This is a genomic window from Isoptericola sp. NPDC019482 (assembly GCF_040632295.1).
In the GTDB taxonomy this organism is placed as follows: domain Bacteria; phylum Actinomycetota; class Actinomycetes; order Actinomycetales; family Cellulomonadaceae; genus Isoptericola.
Map to the genome: position 1 here is coordinate 1 of NZ_JBEYBQ010000004.1, position 15,814 is coordinate 15,814.

At 75.3% G+C, this 15,814-nt stretch carries 15 protein-coding genes; 4 read left to right on the plus strand and 11 right to left on the minus strand.

The genetic code is table 11. From position 1 onward, the window contains the following. Positions 1-107: 107 nt before the first annotated feature. The 3 genes from ABZ493_RS04355 to mraZ form a co-directional block, all read right to left on the minus strand. Complete coding sequence (locus ABZ493_RS04355; RefSeq protein WP_430580958.1) at positions 108-542, minus strand: hypothetical protein; 435 nt, start codon at positions 540-542, stop codon at positions 108-110. Continuing rightward, positions 539-1,591 (minus strand): 16S rRNA (cytosine(1402)-N(4))-methyltransferase RsmH, encoded by a 1,053-nt coding sequence (gene rsmH / locus ABZ493_RS04360; RefSeq protein ID WP_430580959.1) that lies wholly within the window; start codon positions 1,589-1,591, stop codon positions 539-541. The genes ABZ493_RS04355 and rsmH overlap by 4 nt, the downstream gene beginning before the upstream one ends. A 225-nt stretch (positions 1,592-1,816) precedes the next feature. Then, on the minus strand, positions 1,817-2,251 hold the full coding sequence (gene mraZ / locus ABZ493_RS04365; RefSeq protein ID WP_429762671.1) for a division/cell wall cluster transcriptional repressor MraZ: 435 nt from the start codon (positions 2,249-2,251) through the stop codon (positions 1,817-1,819). A 505-nt stretch (positions 2,252-2,756) separates the two neighbouring features. Here mraZ and ABZ493_RS04370 point away from each other — a divergent pair. The 3 genes from ABZ493_RS04370 to ABZ493_RS04380 are packed head-to-tail and all read left to right on the plus strand — an operon-like array spanning position 2,757 to position 7,410. Continuing rightward, positions 2,757-3,761: a MoxR family ATPase gene (locus ABZ493_RS04370; protein WP_430581129.1), complete on the plus strand. Its 1,005-nt coding sequence runs from the start codon at positions 2,757-2,759 to the stop codon at positions 3,759-3,761. Positions 3,762-3,769: 8 nt separating this feature from the next. Next, a complete protein-coding gene (locus ABZ493_RS04375) occupies positions 3,770-5,173 on the plus strand; it encodes a DUF58 domain-containing protein (protein ID WP_430580960.1) in 1,404 nt (467 codons plus the stop codon). Beyond that, positions 5,170-7,410: a transglutaminaseTgpA domain-containing protein gene (locus tag ABZ493_RS04380; protein WP_430580961.1), complete on the plus strand. Its 2,241-nt coding sequence runs from the start codon at positions 5,170-5,172 to the stop codon at positions 7,408-7,410. The genes ABZ493_RS04375 and ABZ493_RS04380 overlap by 4 nt, the downstream gene beginning before the upstream one ends. 297 nt (positions 7,411-7,707) lie before the next feature. Here ABZ493_RS04380 and ABZ493_RS04385 read toward each other — a convergent pair whose 3' ends face one another. The 3 genes from ABZ493_RS04385 to ABZ493_RS04395 are packed head-to-tail and all read right to left on the minus strand — an operon-like array spanning position 7,708 to position 9,955. Next, entirely contained in the window at positions 7,708-8,136 is a 429-nt protein-coding gene (locus tag ABZ493_RS04385; RefSeq protein WP_430580962.1) for a DUF3040 domain-containing protein, read from the minus strand. Positions 8,137-8,174: 38 nt separating this feature from the next. Beyond that, the gene (locus ABZ493_RS04390; protein ID WP_430580963.1) at positions 8,175-9,452 is read right to left on the minus strand and encodes a DNA polymerase IV; all 1,278 of its coding nucleotides are present in this window, start codon (positions 9,450-9,452) and stop codon (positions 8,175-8,177) included. Beyond that, a complete protein-coding gene (locus ABZ493_RS04395; protein WP_430580964.1) occupies positions 9,449-9,955 on the minus strand; it encodes an SAV_6107 family HEPN domain-containing protein in 507 nt (168 codons plus the stop codon). Before ABZ493_RS04395 ends, ABZ493_RS04390 begins: the two co-directional genes overlap by 4 nt. A 268-nt stretch (positions 9,956-10,223) precedes the next feature. Between ABZ493_RS04395 and ABZ493_RS04400 the strand changes: the two genes are divergently transcribed. Beyond that, complete coding sequence (locus tag ABZ493_RS04400) at positions 10,224-11,063, plus strand: fused MFS/spermidine synthase (protein ID WP_430580965.1); 840 nt, start codon at positions 10,224-10,226, stop codon at positions 11,061-11,063. 86 nt (positions 11,064-11,149) lie between these two features. On the opposite strand, the gene ABZ493_RS04405 is transcribed toward ABZ493_RS04400, so the two are convergent. The 5 genes from ABZ493_RS04405 to ABZ493_RS04425 form a co-directional block, all read right to left on the minus strand. Further along, positions 11,150-11,353, minus strand: a complete 204-nt coding sequence (locus tag ABZ493_RS04405; protein WP_380327144.1) for a cold-shock protein — start codon at positions 11,351-11,353, stop codon at positions 11,150-11,152. 246 nt (positions 11,354-11,599) lie between these two features. Then, positions 11,600-12,538, minus strand: coding sequence for a PAC2 family protein (locus ABZ493_RS04410; protein WP_430580966.1), 939 nt, complete (start codon positions 12,536-12,538; stop codon positions 11,600-11,602). 102 nt (positions 12,539-12,640) lie between these two features. After that, positions 12,641-13,081: a response regulator gene (locus ABZ493_RS04415; protein ID WP_430580967.1), complete on the minus strand. Its 441-nt coding sequence runs from the start codon at positions 13,079-13,081 to the stop codon at positions 12,641-12,643. A gap of 94 nt (positions 13,082-13,175) precedes the next feature. Then, positions 13,176-14,387: an ATP-binding protein gene (locus tag ABZ493_RS04420; protein WP_430580968.1), complete on the minus strand. Its 1,212-nt coding sequence runs from the start codon at positions 14,385-14,387 to the stop codon at positions 13,176-13,178. Beyond that, positions 14,384-15,811 (minus strand): SpoIIE family protein phosphatase, encoded by a 1,428-nt coding sequence (locus tag ABZ493_RS04425; RefSeq protein WP_430580969.1) that lies wholly within the window; start codon positions 15,809-15,811, stop codon positions 14,384-14,386. Before ABZ493_RS04425 ends, ABZ493_RS04420 begins: the two co-directional genes overlap by 4 nt. Between the last annotated feature and the right edge of the window lie 3 nt (positions 15,812-15,814).

Below are 15,814 nucleotides of genomic sequence, written 5' to 3' on the forward strand. Positions count from 1 at the left end.
CGACGCGATCGATGCGGCGCTGCCGGATCCGCTCCTTCTGGTCGTCGGACAGACCGCCCGCCGACGAGGCCCTCCGCTTCTCGGCCTCGAGCTGGGCGCCCGCCCGGTCACGGCGTCTCCGTGTCGCCGATCCCGACCTTCGCGCGCTTCTCGACGCTGATCATCGTCGGGTCCTCGGCGGGGACCATGCCGAGCTTCGTCGCGCGCTCCGCCAGCGACGACTCCGCCGAACGGAGCTTCTCCTGCTGGGTCTGGACGTCCTGCGCCACCTGGCCGACCTCGGCCTGCAGCCGCGACGCCTCGTACGAGCCCCGCGCCATCGACGTGTTGAGGAGCAGCGCGGCGAGCAGGGCGCCGACGAGGATCACGGCGCACAGGACGAGGAACGGGACGCCCGACGTCGCCTGGAGGGGCGCGCGGACCGCGTCGAGACGCCGGCCACGGTCGGCGGCGCCGCCCGGCAGCGAGGTCAGCGGGGCACGGCGGGGGGCCGCCGCGGGGCGGCGGGTCCCGGGGCTGGCGGGGGCACGCAGGGCGCTCATCGGCGGTCCTCCTTGTTCTGCGGGCGGGTGTGCGGGCTGGCGTGCGGGCGAGGTGTGGTGGGTCGCATGTGGTCAGGGGTGGGACGCAGGCGCCGGGCGGCCCGCAACCGGACGGACGCGGCCCGCGGGTTGCGCTCGAGCTCCGCCGCGTCCGCGTCCTCGGCGCCCCGCGTCAGGGCCTCGAGGTAGGGCTTGTGCGTCTCCGGCTCGACGGGCAGGCCCGCCGGGGCGCTCGACGTCGTCCCCCGGGCGATGGCCCGCTTGACGATGCGGTCCTCCAGCGACTGGTAGGACTCGACGACGATCCGACCGCCGACGGCCAGCACCTCGATCGCGGCGGGCACGGCACGCTCGAGCACCTCGAGCTCGCCGTTCACCTCGATCCGCAGCGCCTGGAACGTCCGCTTGGACGGGTTGCCGCCGGTCTTGCGGGCGGCGGCCGGGATGGACGCGCGCACCAGGTCCGCGAGCTCGCCCGTCCGCTCCCAGGGCCGCTCCTCGCGGCGCCGCACGATCGCCCGGGCGATGCGCGGGGCGAACCGCTCCTCCCCGTACTCGCGCAGCACGCGGGCCAGCGCGCGCTCGTCGTACGTGTTGAGGACGTCGGCCGCGGTGGCGCCGCGCGTCTGGTCCATGCGCATGTCGAGCGGGGCGTCCTGCGCGTACGCGAAGCCGCGGTCCGCCTCGTCGAGCTGCAGCGACGAGACCCCGAGGTCCATGAGCACGCCCTGGACGCCGTCCAGGCCGAGCTCGGCGACGACGTCGCCGATCTCGTCGTACACCGCGTGCACCGGGGTGAACCGGTCGCCGAAGCGGGCGAGCCGCTCGCCGGCGAGCCGCAGCGCCTCCGTGTCGCGATCGATCCCCACGACGCGGGCCGTCGGGACCTGGTCGAGCACCGCCTCCGTGTGACCGCCCATGCCGAGCGTGCAGTCGACCAGCACGCTGCCCGGCTCACCGAGCGCGGGCGCGAGGAGGTCGACGCACCGCTGCAGCAGCACAGGCAGGTGTCGGTCGCCCGCGCGTCGCGCGTCGTCCGGTGTGCTCATCGGTGCTCCTCCTCTCGTTCCGTGCCGCGCCTCCCGCCGGTTCGTGCCGGCGGCGGGCTCGCCTGGTGCGTGTCGCCGGGGCCCCGCCCGGCCAGGTCTCCCTCCGCGCCGTTCTGGCGCCGGGGAAGTGCGCCAGACCCTCGCGGGAGGAGGCCTCATCGTGCGGGGCCCGCTGCTGCTCGTCTGCTGTGCGGTTGTCGGTGGTGCGAACTGGCTCGAGCTGCTTCAGAACTGCAGGTCCGGGAAGATCTGCTCGGACGTCTCGGAGTACGACGACTCCTGCTCGGCCAGGTAGGTCTCCCAGGTGGTGCGGTCCCAGACCTCCACGCGGGTGCCGGCGCCGATCACGGCGACGTCCCGGTCGAGGCCGGCGTACGCGCGCAGGGCGGCCGGGATGACGACCCGCCCCTGCTTGTCCGGCAGCTCGTCGCTGGCACCCGACAGGAACACGCGCAGGTAGTCGCGCGCCTGCCGGCTGGTCACGGGAGCCTGCCGCACCTGCTCGTACATGCGACCGAACTCGTCCATCGGGAGGAGGAAGAGGCAGCGCTCCTGTCCCCTCGTCATGACGAGGCCGGGAGCGAGTCGGGCGCGGAACTTCGCCGGGAGGATGAGCCGGCCCTTCTCGTCGAGCTTGGGGGTGTAGGTGCCGAGCAGCAGCCCGGCCCCCGGAAACGTGTCCTCCAGACCTGCCACGGCTCGCACCTCCCCTCGCGCTCCCGCAGCCTCCAAACTACTCCACTTTCCTCCACCGGGCGCGGTCAACCATGGGGAGTTCTCCCCATCTCACCCCTTCCCCCCACAGTCCGCTCACATCGCCGCAGGTCACGACGTCGGCGCCCGATGAGCCGCGGCGTGGAGGACGGTGGAGGGGCGCCGCCCGGCGCGTGTCGCGCGACGCCCCGACCGGGCCCCTAGAACGGGTCGGCCGGCGCACACCGCGCGCGGGCACCGCCGCGGGGTGCGGCGTGGAGCGAGGTGGAGCGGGTGATCGTCGTCACGTCGCGCCCCGATTCCACTAGGCTGCGAGAACCGTCACGAGCACGTGAACCGGAGGTCACCCGTGCACCCAGAACCCGTCTCCCCCACGCTGGCCGGCGCGCGCACGGAGACGGAGGACCGCAGGGACCGCACCTCCCCCTCCGCCGGCACCGGCGTCGACGCCCTGACCCGCGACCTCGACGAGCTCGTCACCGCCACCACGCGGGTGCGGCAGGCGATCGACTCGGTGGTGTCGGGGCGCTCCGGCCTCGCCGAGGTCACCGTCGCCGTCCTGCTGGCCGAGGGTCACCTGTTGATCGAGGACGTCCCCGGGGTCGGCAAGACGACGCTGGCGAAGGCCCTCGCCCGCAGCATCGACTGCCGCGTCGGCCGCATCCAGTTCACGCCCGACCTCCTGCCGAGCGACCTCACCGGCGTCAACATCTTCCGCACCGCCACGCACGACTTCGAGTTCCGGCCCGGTCCCGTGTTCAACAACGTGGTGATCGGCGACGAGATCAACCGCGCCTCGCCGAAGACGCAGTCCGCGCTCCTCGAGTGCATGGAGGAGGGGCAGACGACGATCGACGGCACCACCCACACGCTGCCGCGGCCGTTCCTCGTCGTCGCGACGCAGAACCCGGTGGAGATGGAGGGCACGTACCCGCTGCCCGAGGCGCAGCGCGACCGCTTCATGGCCCGCCTCACCGTCGGCTACCCGGACACCGCCGCCGAGCTGCAGATGCTGGACCGGCAGGAGTCCGCCGACCCCCTCGACCACCTCTCCCCCGTCACCACGGGCGCGGACATGGTGCGGTACGCCCAGGCGGTGCGCGCCGTCTACGCGGCGGGACCCGTCAAGCAGTACGTGCTCGATCTCGTCGGCGCGACACGGCAGCACGAGGGCGTCCGGCTCGGCGCGTCGCCGAGGGCCTCGCTCCAGCTGCTCCGAGCAGCCAAGGCCGCGGCCGCCATGGCGGGCCGCGAGCACGTGCTGCCCGACGACGTGCAGTCCCTCGCCGTCCCGGTCCTGGCCCACCGCCTGATCCTCAGCACGGAGTCCCGGCTCGGCGGCGTGACTCCCGAGGACGTGATCTCCGAGATCGTCCAGCGCACCGTCGTGCCCGGTGGCCGTGTCGCCGTCGCCCCGGCGCCCGGGTCGTTCGCGCGGCCCGACCGCGGTCGGTAGTGCCGGCGATGTCCGGTGACGACGAGTCCGGCGCGGCCCCTGCAGCCACCGAGCGCGGGGCCGGGCAGGCCCGCGCGAGGGAGGCCGGCCACCCGGCGCTGCGGCGCCTCGTCCGCGTCCGGCCCACCCGCCGCGGCCTCGCCCTGCTCGTCGCGGGCCTCGTGCTGGTCACGCTCGGCGTGCTGCTCGAGCTGCCCGACGTCGTAGGCCTCGGCGCCGCCGCCGTGCTGGCCGTCCTCGTCGCCTGGGTGCTCATGGGCGTGCAACGGCTCGACGCCGGCCGCGGCGCGCTCGTGGTCTCGCGCGAGCTCACGCCGAACCCCGTGGTGCGGGACCAGACGGCCGCCGTCCGCCTGGTCGTCGGCGCCCGCGCGCGCACCGGCGCGGCGTACGAGCGGCTCGCCCGGCTGCGGCTGTCCGAGCAGGCTGCGCACGAGCTCGCCGGGCCGCACGGCATCCGCGCGCGGGTGACGGCGCACGCGGACCGCATCGCCGTGTCCTATGCGCTCACCCCGGCCCGCCGGGGGCGTTGGGCCCTCGGACCGCTGCTCACCACGCGCACCGACGCCTTCGGGCTGGTCCGCACGACGCAGCCGCTCGGCGCCGCGACGCGCGTCGCCGTGTGGCCGCGCACCGTCGCGCTGCCGACGCGCACGCGGGTCCTCGGCGACGTCGAGCGAGCGGCCACGGGCGCGCGGCTCGCGTCCACGGACGACTCCGTCCTGCGCGAGTACGTCTCCGGCGACGACCCCCGCCGGGTGCACTGGGCGGGGTCGGCACGCCAGGGACGGCTCATGGTCCGGGCCGACGAGAGCGCGGGAGTGCGACCGGTGACCGTGCTGTTCGACCGGTCCCTGCTGCCACCGCCCGTCGACCCCCGCACCGGGGTCTGGCCCTCCACCCGCGGCGCGCGCACCCACGCGGAGGGCGAGCTCGCCGTCGAGCTCGCGGCGTCGGTGGCGACGTCGTTCCTCGACGCCGGCCACCCCGCTCGCCTGGTGCCCTCCGGCTCGGGCCCGGCGCCCGTGCCGTTCGCCGCCGGGGCGCGCACCGGCCGGGCGACGGTCCTCGACCAGACGGTCGACCTGCGCGGGCACCGGGGGGCCGCCGACGCCGAGCGGGCCGTCCTGCAGACGGTCCGCGCCCTGCGCGCCTCGCGCTCGCAGGAGGAGATCGTCGTCGCGGTGCTCGGGCCGCAGCCGGAGACCGCGCTGCGCGAGATGGCCGAGCTCGGCGTGGAGGGCACCTGCTGGGCGCTCGTCGTCGCGCCGGGCGACGCCCCGGGCGCCGGCCCGACGCCGGCAGCCGACACCGTGGGCGCCCTGCGGGCCGCCGGGTGGCGGGTGGCCACCTGCCGCCCCGGCACCGCACCCGACCACGCGTGGGCGCTGCTCGCGGAGGGGGCCGCATGATCCCGGCCCACGCCGGCCCCACGGCCCGCACCGTCGCCTCCGGGGTCCTGGTCGCCGTCGCGGTCGCCGCGTCGATGCTCTCGCTGACGAGCATCGTGGTCCCCGGGGCGTGGACGCGCGCCGGCCTCCTCGGCATCCTCCTCGTCAGCGCGACGACGGTCACGTCCCGGGTGATGATCGGGCGGCGCGCCCGCGCCCGCGGCCTGCGCGCCAAGGAGTCGGGCTCCGCGTGGCCCAGCGTGCTCGGCGCCGTCGTCGCCGCCTGGTTCGTCCTCGCGCGGTACGGCGGTCCCACCGCCGACCCCACGGTCGTCATCACCCCGGAGCACGTGTCGCGCGTCGTGGCGCGGCTCGGCGAGGCCGGCGAGATCGCGCGGTCGGAGGTCGCGCCGGTGACCGGGAGCGTCCCGATCGGCCTGCTCACCGTGGGCGGCACCCTGCTCGTGCTGCTGCTCGCCGACGCGCTCGCCGGCGCCCTCCGCCGGCCCGCCCTGGTCGGCCTGCCGCTCCTCGCGCTCTGGGCCCCGCCGCTCGTGCTCACGGGCCGCGTCCCGTGGGGCGTCTTCGTCGTGACCGTCACGGCGCTGCTGCTGCTGCTCACCCTCGACGGCCCGCTCGTCGCGCGAGCCCGGCGGGCCGAGCGCACGCCCGCGCCCGTGCGACGCGCCGAACGGTCCCGCGCCGTCGCGACGACCGCCGGCGCGGTGGTCCTCGCCGTCGTCGCCGGGCTGGTCGGGACCGCGTCGGCCGCGCTCCCCGGCGGGCCCGCGGGCTGGTACCGGACCTTCACCACGACGGGCGACACCATCCGCCTCGCCGAGGACCTCGACATCCTGCGGAGCCTGACCGAACGGTCCAGCTCGGTCGTGCTGTCCTACGACACCGGCTCCGACGCCGACGTCGGGCCCCTGCGCAGCTACACCGCCACGGCCTTCGACGGGCGCCGGTGGCAGCGCGGCGAGGAGCGCGGGGGCCGGGAGTTCGCCGAGCGCGACGTCCTGTGGCCCGAGGACCTGCCGCCCGGCGCGCAGGCGACCCGCAAGGTCGCGTTCGAGGTCGGCGAGCTCCGCGACGACAAGCTGCCGATCAGCATCGATCCTCGCCAGGTGTCCACCGACGCCGGCGGGTGGGGTTACGACCCGGCCCGGGACGAGGTGGTCGGCGGGCTCACCGACACGGGCGACGCGTACACCCTGACCGTGCACGAGCGCGACCTCGACCCGGACGTCCTCCGGGAGGCGCCCGCGGCCGACCTCGACGAGGTCTACACCCAGGTGCCCGAGAGCGCGCACGCGGCCGACGTCGAGGCCGCCGCGCGTGAGGTCGTGGGCGACGCCGACACCGTCTACGACCAGGCGGTCGACCTCCAGCGCTGGCTGCGCGACCCCACCCGGTTCACCTACTCGACCACCATCCCCCGCGGTGGCACGGGCGACCCCGTCTGGGACTTCCTGCAGCACCGCACGGGCTACTGCATCCAGTTCGCGACGACCATGGTGGTGATGGCGCGGTCGCTCGGCATCCCCGCGCGCCTCGCGGTCGGGTACCTGCCCGGCGACCGCACGGGTGAGACCACCTGGCGGATCACCGGTCAGGACTCGCACGCGTGGCCCGAGATCTACTTCCCCGGCACCGGGTGGGTGCGTTTCGAGCCCACGCCCGCGCAGCAGACCGGGAGCCCGCCCGCCTACACGACGGCGCTCGCCCAGGGCGGCCCGACCGCGGTTCCCACGGCCGCGTCCGACCTGGGCGAGCGCCGCCCCACCGCGGGGAGCACCCCGACCGACGACGCGGCGACCCCCTCGGCCTCGACGGCCGCCTCGCTCACCCCGGTCGTCGACACGGGGCTCCCGGCGTGGGTCTGGATCACCGCGGGCAGCCTCGTCGTCGTCCTCGTGGGCGGTCTGGTGCTGCTGCTCGCCCGCCGACGGCGCGCCTCGCAGGAGCTCGACCCCGAGCTCGCCTGGGAGCAGGTGCTCGCCGCGCTCGCCGCCGAGGGTGTCCGCCTGCCCCCGGCCACCACGCTGCGGCGCGCCCCGGACGCCATCGCGGCGGCGGTGACCACCCGGTCCGGTCGTGAGCTCACGCCCGAGGTGCGCGAGGACCTTGCCTCGCTCGCGCGGGCGGCCGAGATGCACCGGTACGCGCGCGAGCCCCTGGCGCCCGAGGCCGACGAGCTCGAGCGCCTCGCGACGGCCGTGACGTCCGGGCTGGGCGAGTCCCTGTCGACACGGTGACGCTGTCGACGCGTGACGCTGTCGACGCGTGACGCTGTCGACGCGGTGACACCCACCCCGCGAGAGGTGCGGCCGCACGCCCGGCGCGCGAGGCCCCTCGACCTGAGGCACCTCATCCGGAGCGTCGCCCGTCCTGATCTTGCCCGGACGAGCGACGAGCCCGCCCGTCCTGGAGGACGAGCGGGCTCGGTGCGTTCCATGATGGAGCGGCCGTTCCGCTGAGGCGGGACAGCGCCGGTCGTGCCCGGGCGGGCGCGACGAGAGCGCGGTCGGGCCGCGGGCCCGGACCGCGACGGTTCAGCGGCCCTGGTCGCGCCGCCGCTCCCAGCGTTCCTCGAGGCGGGCGAGGAAGCCCTCCTTCTTCGCCGCCGGTGCCGGCCGCGGCGCCGCGCTGCCCGGGCGTGCCCGGTCAGGGTTGGTGACGGGGTCGACCGTGCCGTCGGGTCGGACCACTCCCGTGGGGCCCGAACGACGCGGGGCGGCGAACGCGTACGCCACGCCGGCGAACATGAGGACGAAGCCGACGACGCCGACCCACGCCTGCGACGACGCAGCGCCGACCACGAGCAGCAGCAACCCCGCGACGACTCCGACGCCGGCCAGGACAAAACGCAGGGGCGACCGGCGGCGCGCCTGCTGCAGGGTGTTGGCCAGACGGGGATCGTCGCTGCTCAGCGCGCGCTCCATCTGCTCCAGCACACGCTGCTCGTACTCGGACAGAGGCATCGAGTCCCCCCGGGTCTCGCGGTGGAACGGTAACCCCCTCAGGATATGCCCGCGCCGCCCGGCACGGTAGTCGGCGGGGGTGAACCTCGCCGACGACCGGTCGCCGCGCCGAGGCTGATCGCGGATCGGCCGAAGCGCTCGCGCACCGCGTCGAGCGCGAGCTCGGCCTCGCGACGGGCCTCCTGGCGCGGATCCACGGCCTCCTCGAGGGTCACCTGCTCGGCAAGACCCTCCCTGACCTGCAGGTTCTCCCCACGGACGCCGACCAGCCGCACGGGCAGCCCCCGCAGGTCCGCCGCGCCCAGCAGCTCGCGCGCGACGAGGAAGATGGCGCGCGCCACGTCGGTCGGGCCGTCGAGCGTGCGCGACCGGGTCAGGGTGCGGAAGTCGCTGGTGCGTACCTTGATGGAGACCGTCCGTGCGACGACGCCCTGGTGCCGCAGCCGGGCCGCGACCCGGTCCGCGAGCTCGAGGACACGCTGCTCCACCGCGCCGAGGTCCCACAGGTCGCGCTCGAACGTCGTCTCCGCCCCGACGCTGCGCTCCTCGTGCCCGGGCACGACCGGCCGCGGGTCGCGCCCCCACGCGAGGTCGTGCAGGTGCGCCCCGGAGACCGACCCCACCGCCGCCTGCAGCGTCGGCACGTCGGTGTCCGCGAGCTGGGCGACGGTCGTGATGCCCCAGCGTGCGAGCGCCGCCTCCGTCTTCTCCCCCACGCCCCAGAGCGCCCCGACGGGAAGCGTCCGCAGGAACGGCACGGTCGCGTCGGCCGGCACCAGCATCATCCCGTCCGGCTTGGCGTGGGTGGAGGCCAGCTTGGCCACGAACTTGTTCCGCGCGATCCCGACGGAGCACGTGATCCCGTGCTCGGCGTGGACCTGCTCGCGCAGCCGGGCCCCGATCGTCGTCGGCGCGCCCAGCCGCCGGCGGGCGCCGCTCACGTCGAGGAAAGCCTCGTCGACCGAGATCCGTTCCACCAGCGGGGTGATCGTGGCGAGGATCGCCATCACGGACTCGGACACCTCGTGATACAGCGTGTGGTCGGGCGGCACCACGACGGCCTGCGGGCACAGCCGCAGGCCTGCCGCCATCGACATCGCGGAACGGACTCCGAACGCGCGGGCCTCGTACGTCGCCGCGAGCACGACTCCCCGCTCGCGTCCTCCGACGATCACCGGGCGGCCCCGCAGCTCGGGCCGGCGGGCCAGCTCGCACGACGCGAAGAAGGCGTCCATGTCGACGTGCAGCACGGAGGTGCCGGACTCGTCGCCGCCCCAGTCGCGGAACGCCTCGGCCGACCGCGGGCCGCGGCTCACGACGCCGCCGGCGCCACGGCGAGCGGCCGCGCGAAACCGGCGCGCGGGTCGACGAGGAGACCGACCTCGTCGCGGAAGTCCTCCGCGCACGCCACGAGCTCCGCCGCCCGGCGGGCGTCCACGTCGGGCTCGAGCCCGGCCTCGACCGCCGCCCGGACGCGGGCGCCGGAGGCGAAGTACCCCGACCACGCGGCGAGGTCCGGCTCCACGAGCGCCAGCATGTCCCACACCGAGCGGGCCCGGGTCCGCGTGGACGGCCGGCCCCGCAGCGCGACGACGGCGGCCGCAGCGCGCAGCGCCGCCAGGTGGGCGTGCACGAAACGCTCCGCCGGGTCGGTCTCCGTCGCGGCCGCCGCGAGCTCGGCGTCGGAACGGTCCAGCAACCGGGTCACCTCGGGGCTCGGGGGCAGCACCGCGCCCGCGCCGACATGGCCGACCGCGGCGACGTGGCCTGCCTGGCCACGACCGCCCGTCGCGCCGGCAGATCTCGTGCGAGCCGACATCCTGCACCTCCCGTGCTCCGCGGTCCCCCGCGCCCGTCCAGTGTCGAACACCTGTTCGAACCTGTCAACCATGGCCGGTGCCCGTCCTGCCCGCCGGAGCGGGGACACTGGTCGCATGTCCCGTTCCTCCCGAGGCGGATCGCGCCCCGAGCGCCGGTCCGGTCGACGCACCCCAGCATCCTCCGACGCACCGACACTCCCCGACGACGAGGTCCCGATCGACACCGGCACGGCACGCGTCGAACGGGACCCGGACCACCCCGACCGGGTGACGCTGCACGTCAACGGCGTGCCGAGCTCCGCGCTCGACCTCGCCGACCCCGGGTTCCTCGCCTTCGAGTACATGCAGCAGATGGCCGCGGTGCTGGCCGGCATGCCCGACGGCCCGCTCCGGGTGCTGCACCTCGGGGCGGCGGGGTGCGCGCTCGCGCGGCACGTCGAGCACGAGCGCCCCGACTCGCGCCAGCTGGGCGTCGACGTCGACGCGCGCCTGCTGGAGCTCGTGCGGACCTGGTTCGCGCTGCCACGCTCGCCCCGGCTGCGGCTGCGGGCCGACGACGCCGGCCACGCCCTCGCGTCACTGGCCGCCGGCTCCTTCGACGTCGTCGTCCGCGACGTCTTCGCCGGCGACCGGACTCCCGACCACCTGGCCGACGCCGGGTTCGCGGCGGCCGCGCACCGGGTGCTGCGCCCCGGCGGCGTCCTGCTCGCCAACTGCGCGGACCGGCCCCCGCTGTCGCTCGCACGCCGGGAGACCACGACCCTCGCCGCCGCCTTCGGGCCGGGCGCGGCCGCCGACGGCCGGCTCGGTGTGATCGCGGAGCACGCCGTGCTCAAGGGCCGCCGGTACGGCAACGTGGTGCTCGTCGCCGTGCGAGGCGTGCCCGACGACGACGAGCAACAGCCGGCGCACGCCGCGGACGTCGCCCCCGACGACGCCGCCGCCCCCGACGACGCCGCGGATCGACCAGGCGCCCCCGGCCCGGACGACCTCGACCTGCACGCTCTCGACCTGCACGACGCCGGGCTCGCACGACGGCTGCGCAGCCTCCCCGTCCCGGCACGCCTCCTGGTCGGCGACGAGCTGGTGCGGTTCGCCGGGGCCTGAGAGCCGGGCGTCGTGCCGGCGGTGCCTGGCACGACGACGGCCGCGCCCCCGCCGGGGACGCGGCCGTCGTCAGGCGAGCGAGGTGCTCAGAGCGGCACGACCTGCTCCGCCTGCGGCCCCTTGGGGCCCTGGGTGATCTCGAACTCGACCCGCTGGGCCTCGTCGAGGCTGCGGTATCCCTGACTCTGGATCGCGGAGTAGTGCACGAAGACGTCGGCCCCGCCGTCGTCCTGCGCGATGAAGCCGTAGCCCTTCTCCGAGTTGAACCACTTCACAGAACCTTGCGCCATGCTGATCCTTCGACCTTCCGTCACAACGGGCACGAGCGGGCCGGGCGGCCACCCGTCGCTGCAGGCCGCACCGCCGGTTCGTGCGAAGGAGCGCCTCTGCAACGCGGTCAGTGTGGCACGGACCACACCGACGTGCCACGGATATGCCGCGGAAGCCGCGCATCGGCCATTGCGGACGGCACCGCGGTTCCCACCCGGACGGGTCGCGCCCAGCGGTGCCACGTCCGTCGTCGGGCCAGCGTCAGGTCAGTCGTCGTCCTGCTGCGCCAGGAAGCGCTCGAACTCCGCGCCGAGCTCGTCGGCGGTGGGCAGCGGCGCCTGCTCCGCCAGGAGGCTCGGCCGCCCGACGGACCGAGTGAACGCGTCGTACTGCTCCTCGAGGGCCTTGACGACGGCCTTCACCTCGCCCGACTCACCCACCTGCTTCTCGACCTCGATGGTCGCGTCGGCCGCCGCCTCCGCAAGGAGGCCCGTCGCGAGGTCCAGGCCCGTGGCGCGCTCGACGTGCCGCAGTGCGACGACCGCCGCGGGAGCGTAGCGGGACTGCGCGAGGTAGTGCGGCACGTGCACGGTGAAGCCGATCGCGTCGTGCCCCGCCTCGCCGAGCCGGTACTCCAGGAGAGCGGCGAGCGAGCCGGGCACCCGCACCGTGCCGAAGAACGACGTGTAGTCGTCCACCAGGCCGGGACGCGTGCCGTGCGCGGTGAGCGAGAGCGGACGCGTGTGCGGCACCCCCATGGGGATCCCGTGGAAGCCGACCGTCAGGGAGACGTCGAAGCGCTCGACCAGGCCCTTCACCGCCACCACGACGCGCTCCCACTGCAGGTCGGGCTCCGAGCCGTGCAGCAGGAGGAACCCGGTGCCCTCGCGGTCCGCGACGTGGTCGATCGCGAGGTAGGGCTCGTCGTAGGCGGACCAGCGGTCGGCGTCGAACGTCATCCCGACCCGCTTCGAGCGGTAGTCGAGGAGCTGGTCGACGTCGAAGGTCACGAGCCGCGTGGTGGTCAGCTCCTCGGTGACGTGCTCCACGGCGATCTCCCCCGCGGAGCCCGCGTCCACGAACCCGTCGAGCGCGTGCAGCAGCACGGGCCCGGTGCCGGTCGGCGCCGCGTCGGGCCCCGGGTGGGGCAGGACGCGCTCGACGGCGGCCTCGTCGACCTCGTAGATGCTCTGCGGGTCCAGCAAGGGTCTCCTCCTCGGTTCACCGGCACGTGCCGACGGGCTCGCGCCCGCAGGAGTGACAACCGTGCCGCGCCCCGGATCCTTCCCGCCCCGTGTCCGCGGCGCTCAGTGGTGCGGGAGCCGCACCACGGTGACGAAGAAGTCGTCGATCTGCCGCACCACCTGGATGAACCGGTCGAAGTCCACGGGCTTGGTCACGTAGGCGTTCGCGTGCAGCGAGTAGGACCGCAGCACGTCCTCCTCCGCCTCGGACGTCGTGAGCACGACCACGGGGATGTGCTTGAGGCGCTCGTCGGCCTTGACCGCCGCGAGCACCTCGCGGCCGTCCATGCGCGGCAGGTTGAGGTCGAGCAGGATGAGGTCCGGCGTCGGCGCCTGCGCATGCTCGCCCTCCTTGCGCAGGAAGGCCATCGCGCTCACGCCGTCCGCCACCACGGACAGCCGGTTGGCGACCTTGTGCTCGTCGAACGCCTCGCGCGTCATGAGCACGTCGCCCGGGTCGTCCTCGACGAGGAGGACCTCGATACCCGCCTGCTGGTCCGTCATACCCGCTCCCTCGTAGCCCGGTCGGGGCGTACCCCTGGCGTTCCTTCTGCCACCCCTCGGCGACATCGTCGCAGGTCAGCGACGTGCACCGAGCCTAACCGACGATGCCGTCAGTCGCCTCGTCGCGGTCGGGGAGGGTCCAGCGCACCGAGGTGCCGCCGCTCGGCGCCGGCTCCAGCCACACCCGCCCGCCGTGGTGCTCGACGACCCGCTTGACCAGGGCGAGGCCGATGCCGGTGCCCGAGTAGACGTCCTTGGGGTGCAGCCGCTGGAAGATGACGAAGACGCGTTCGGCGTACTGCGGGTCGATGCCGATCCCGTTGTCGGTGCACGACAGCTCCCAGCCGGGCTCCGCCCCCTCGACCCGTCGCGCCGACAGGTGCACGCGCGGCGGGCGCGCGGGGTCCCGGAACTTCACGGCGTTCCCCACGACGTTCGCCAGCAGCATCGTCAGCAGCGCCTTCTCCCCCCGGACGACCGGCAGCGGGTCGTGCGTGATCTCGGCGCCGGCCTCGGCGATCCGGCCCTCCTGGTCGTGCCGCACCTGCTCGAGGGCCCGCTCGAGGTCGACGTCCTCGGGCTCGCTGCCGGACCGCCCGACGCGCGAGAAGCTCAGCAGGTCCTGGATGAGCCGCTGCATGCGCCGCGCGCCGTCGACGGCGAAGGCGATGTACTGGTCCGCGCGCTCGTCGAGCTGGTCGCCGTAGCGCTTCTGGAGCAGCTGGGTGAAGCTCGCGACCTTGCGCAGCGGCTCCTGCAGGTCGTGGGAGGCGACGTAGGCGAACTGCTCGAGGTCGCGGTTCGAGCGCTCCAGCTCCTGGTTGGAGCGGGCCAGCTCGCGCGCCTGCTCCGCGAGCTGGGCGTGCGTGCGCTCGGTCTCGGCGTGCGACGCGCGCACCTCAGCCACCTGCTGCACCAGCTCACGGCGCATGTGCTCGACGTCGGCCGCGAGCGCCGCGACCTCGCCGGTGCCCTCGACCCTGATCTCGTGCTCGTGCTCCCCCGTGCTGGCGGCGCGCACCGAGACCGCCAGCCGAGCCAGCGGACGGGTGACGCCGCGCTGCAGGGCGCGCCACATGAACAGGCCCATGACGACCACGAGCAGGACGAGCACGATCACCACGACCAGCAGCGTGAGGTTCCACGCGTGGGCCGCGTCCATGGCCTCGTCCCCGGCCCCGACGCGCAGCAGCACCAGCGAGCGCTGGATCGCGACCAGCGCGACGGCGAGCGCGAGCAGCAGCACCGCGCCGACGATCAGCAGCAGCCGCAGGACGACGTCGTGCAGCGGGCGCTCGCGCCTCACGGGCGCGCCCACTCGGCCGAGTCCGCGAGGGTCGACGACCGCTCCCCCAGGTACGGCGTGTCGTGCCCGGTCCATCCGACGACGAGCAGCGCCGCGTCGTCTGTGAGGGGGCCGCCGTGCAGCGTGCGCACGCGGCGCAGCACGCGTTCGACCACGCCGACGATCCCGTGCCGCTCGAGATCCTCGCGCACCAGGTCGTGCAGCCCGGACTGCCCCAGGCGCGGTGTCCGACGGCGCAGCGGGCCCACGCGCGCGGGCCGCTCGCCGCGCAGCGCGACGAGGCCGAGGGCGTCCCGGCCCAGCCCGTCCAGCTCCGGGCCGGTCGCGGGACCCGTCGCGTGGCCGAGGGCCGGCGCGACCCGGCCCACCTCGGCCTCCACGAGCCCGTCGGTGTACAGCATGAGCGCGAACGGGCCGTCGAGGTCGATCCGCCGCGGCTCCCACCCGCCGTCGACGGGGACCCCGAGCGCCCGCCCCCGGCCCGTGGGCGGCAGCAGGTCGCAGCGCAGGCCCCCCACGGGGCCGGTGATGAGCAGCGGGGGCAGGTGGCCCGCCAGGTAGAGGTCGACGCGCCCGCGGTCGGGGGCGACCACCACCTGGCAGAGCGTGACGAACACCTCCGGCCGGGCCCGCTCGGTCAGCAGCACCCGCTCCAGGTGCTCCAGGATGCGCTCGGGCGGCGTGCCGGTGAGGACGAGGGTGCGCCAGGCGGTACGCAGGGTCGCGCCGAGCGCCGCCTCGTCGGGGCCGTGGCCGGCGACGTCGCCCACCACGGACAGCACGGACCCGTCCGGCCGCTCCACGGTGTCGAAGAAGTCGCCGCCCAGCAGTCCCCCGCCGCCCGGCAGGTAGCCGACCATCACGGAGATGCGCTCGTCGCCCACGAGGGGCTTGGGGAGCAGCGCGCGCTCGAGCCGCGCGGTCTCCTCCGCGCGCACCGCGCTGCGGTACAGCGCGCGCTGCTGGGCCGCGGACCGGCGCCGCTGGAGCGCGTAGCGCAGTGACCGGCCGAGGAGCCCGGAGTCCGTCTCGCCCTTGACGAGGTAGTCGTCGGCCCCGGCGGCCACCGCCTGCAACCCCTGGTCGCCGCCGGTCAGGCCCGTGAGCACCACGAGGGCCGGGACGTCATGCACGCGCTCGGCGACCTCGCGCAACCGCGACACGGCCGTCAGGCCCACCGCGTCCGGCAGCCCGAGGTCGAGCAGCACGCAGTCGACCCCCGGTGCGCCGCCCGGCCGGGAGAGGGCGTCGACGGCCTCCGCGACGGACCGCGCGCGCCGCAGCACGACCGTGACCTCGGCGTCCTCGAGCAGCTCCGTGACGAGCATCGCGTCCCCGTCGTCGTCCTCGACGAGCAGGACGGTGGCGGTCGCGTCCTCGGCGGGTCCGTCGGACCCGTCTCGCAGGACGTCGCCGCTGCTCATGGG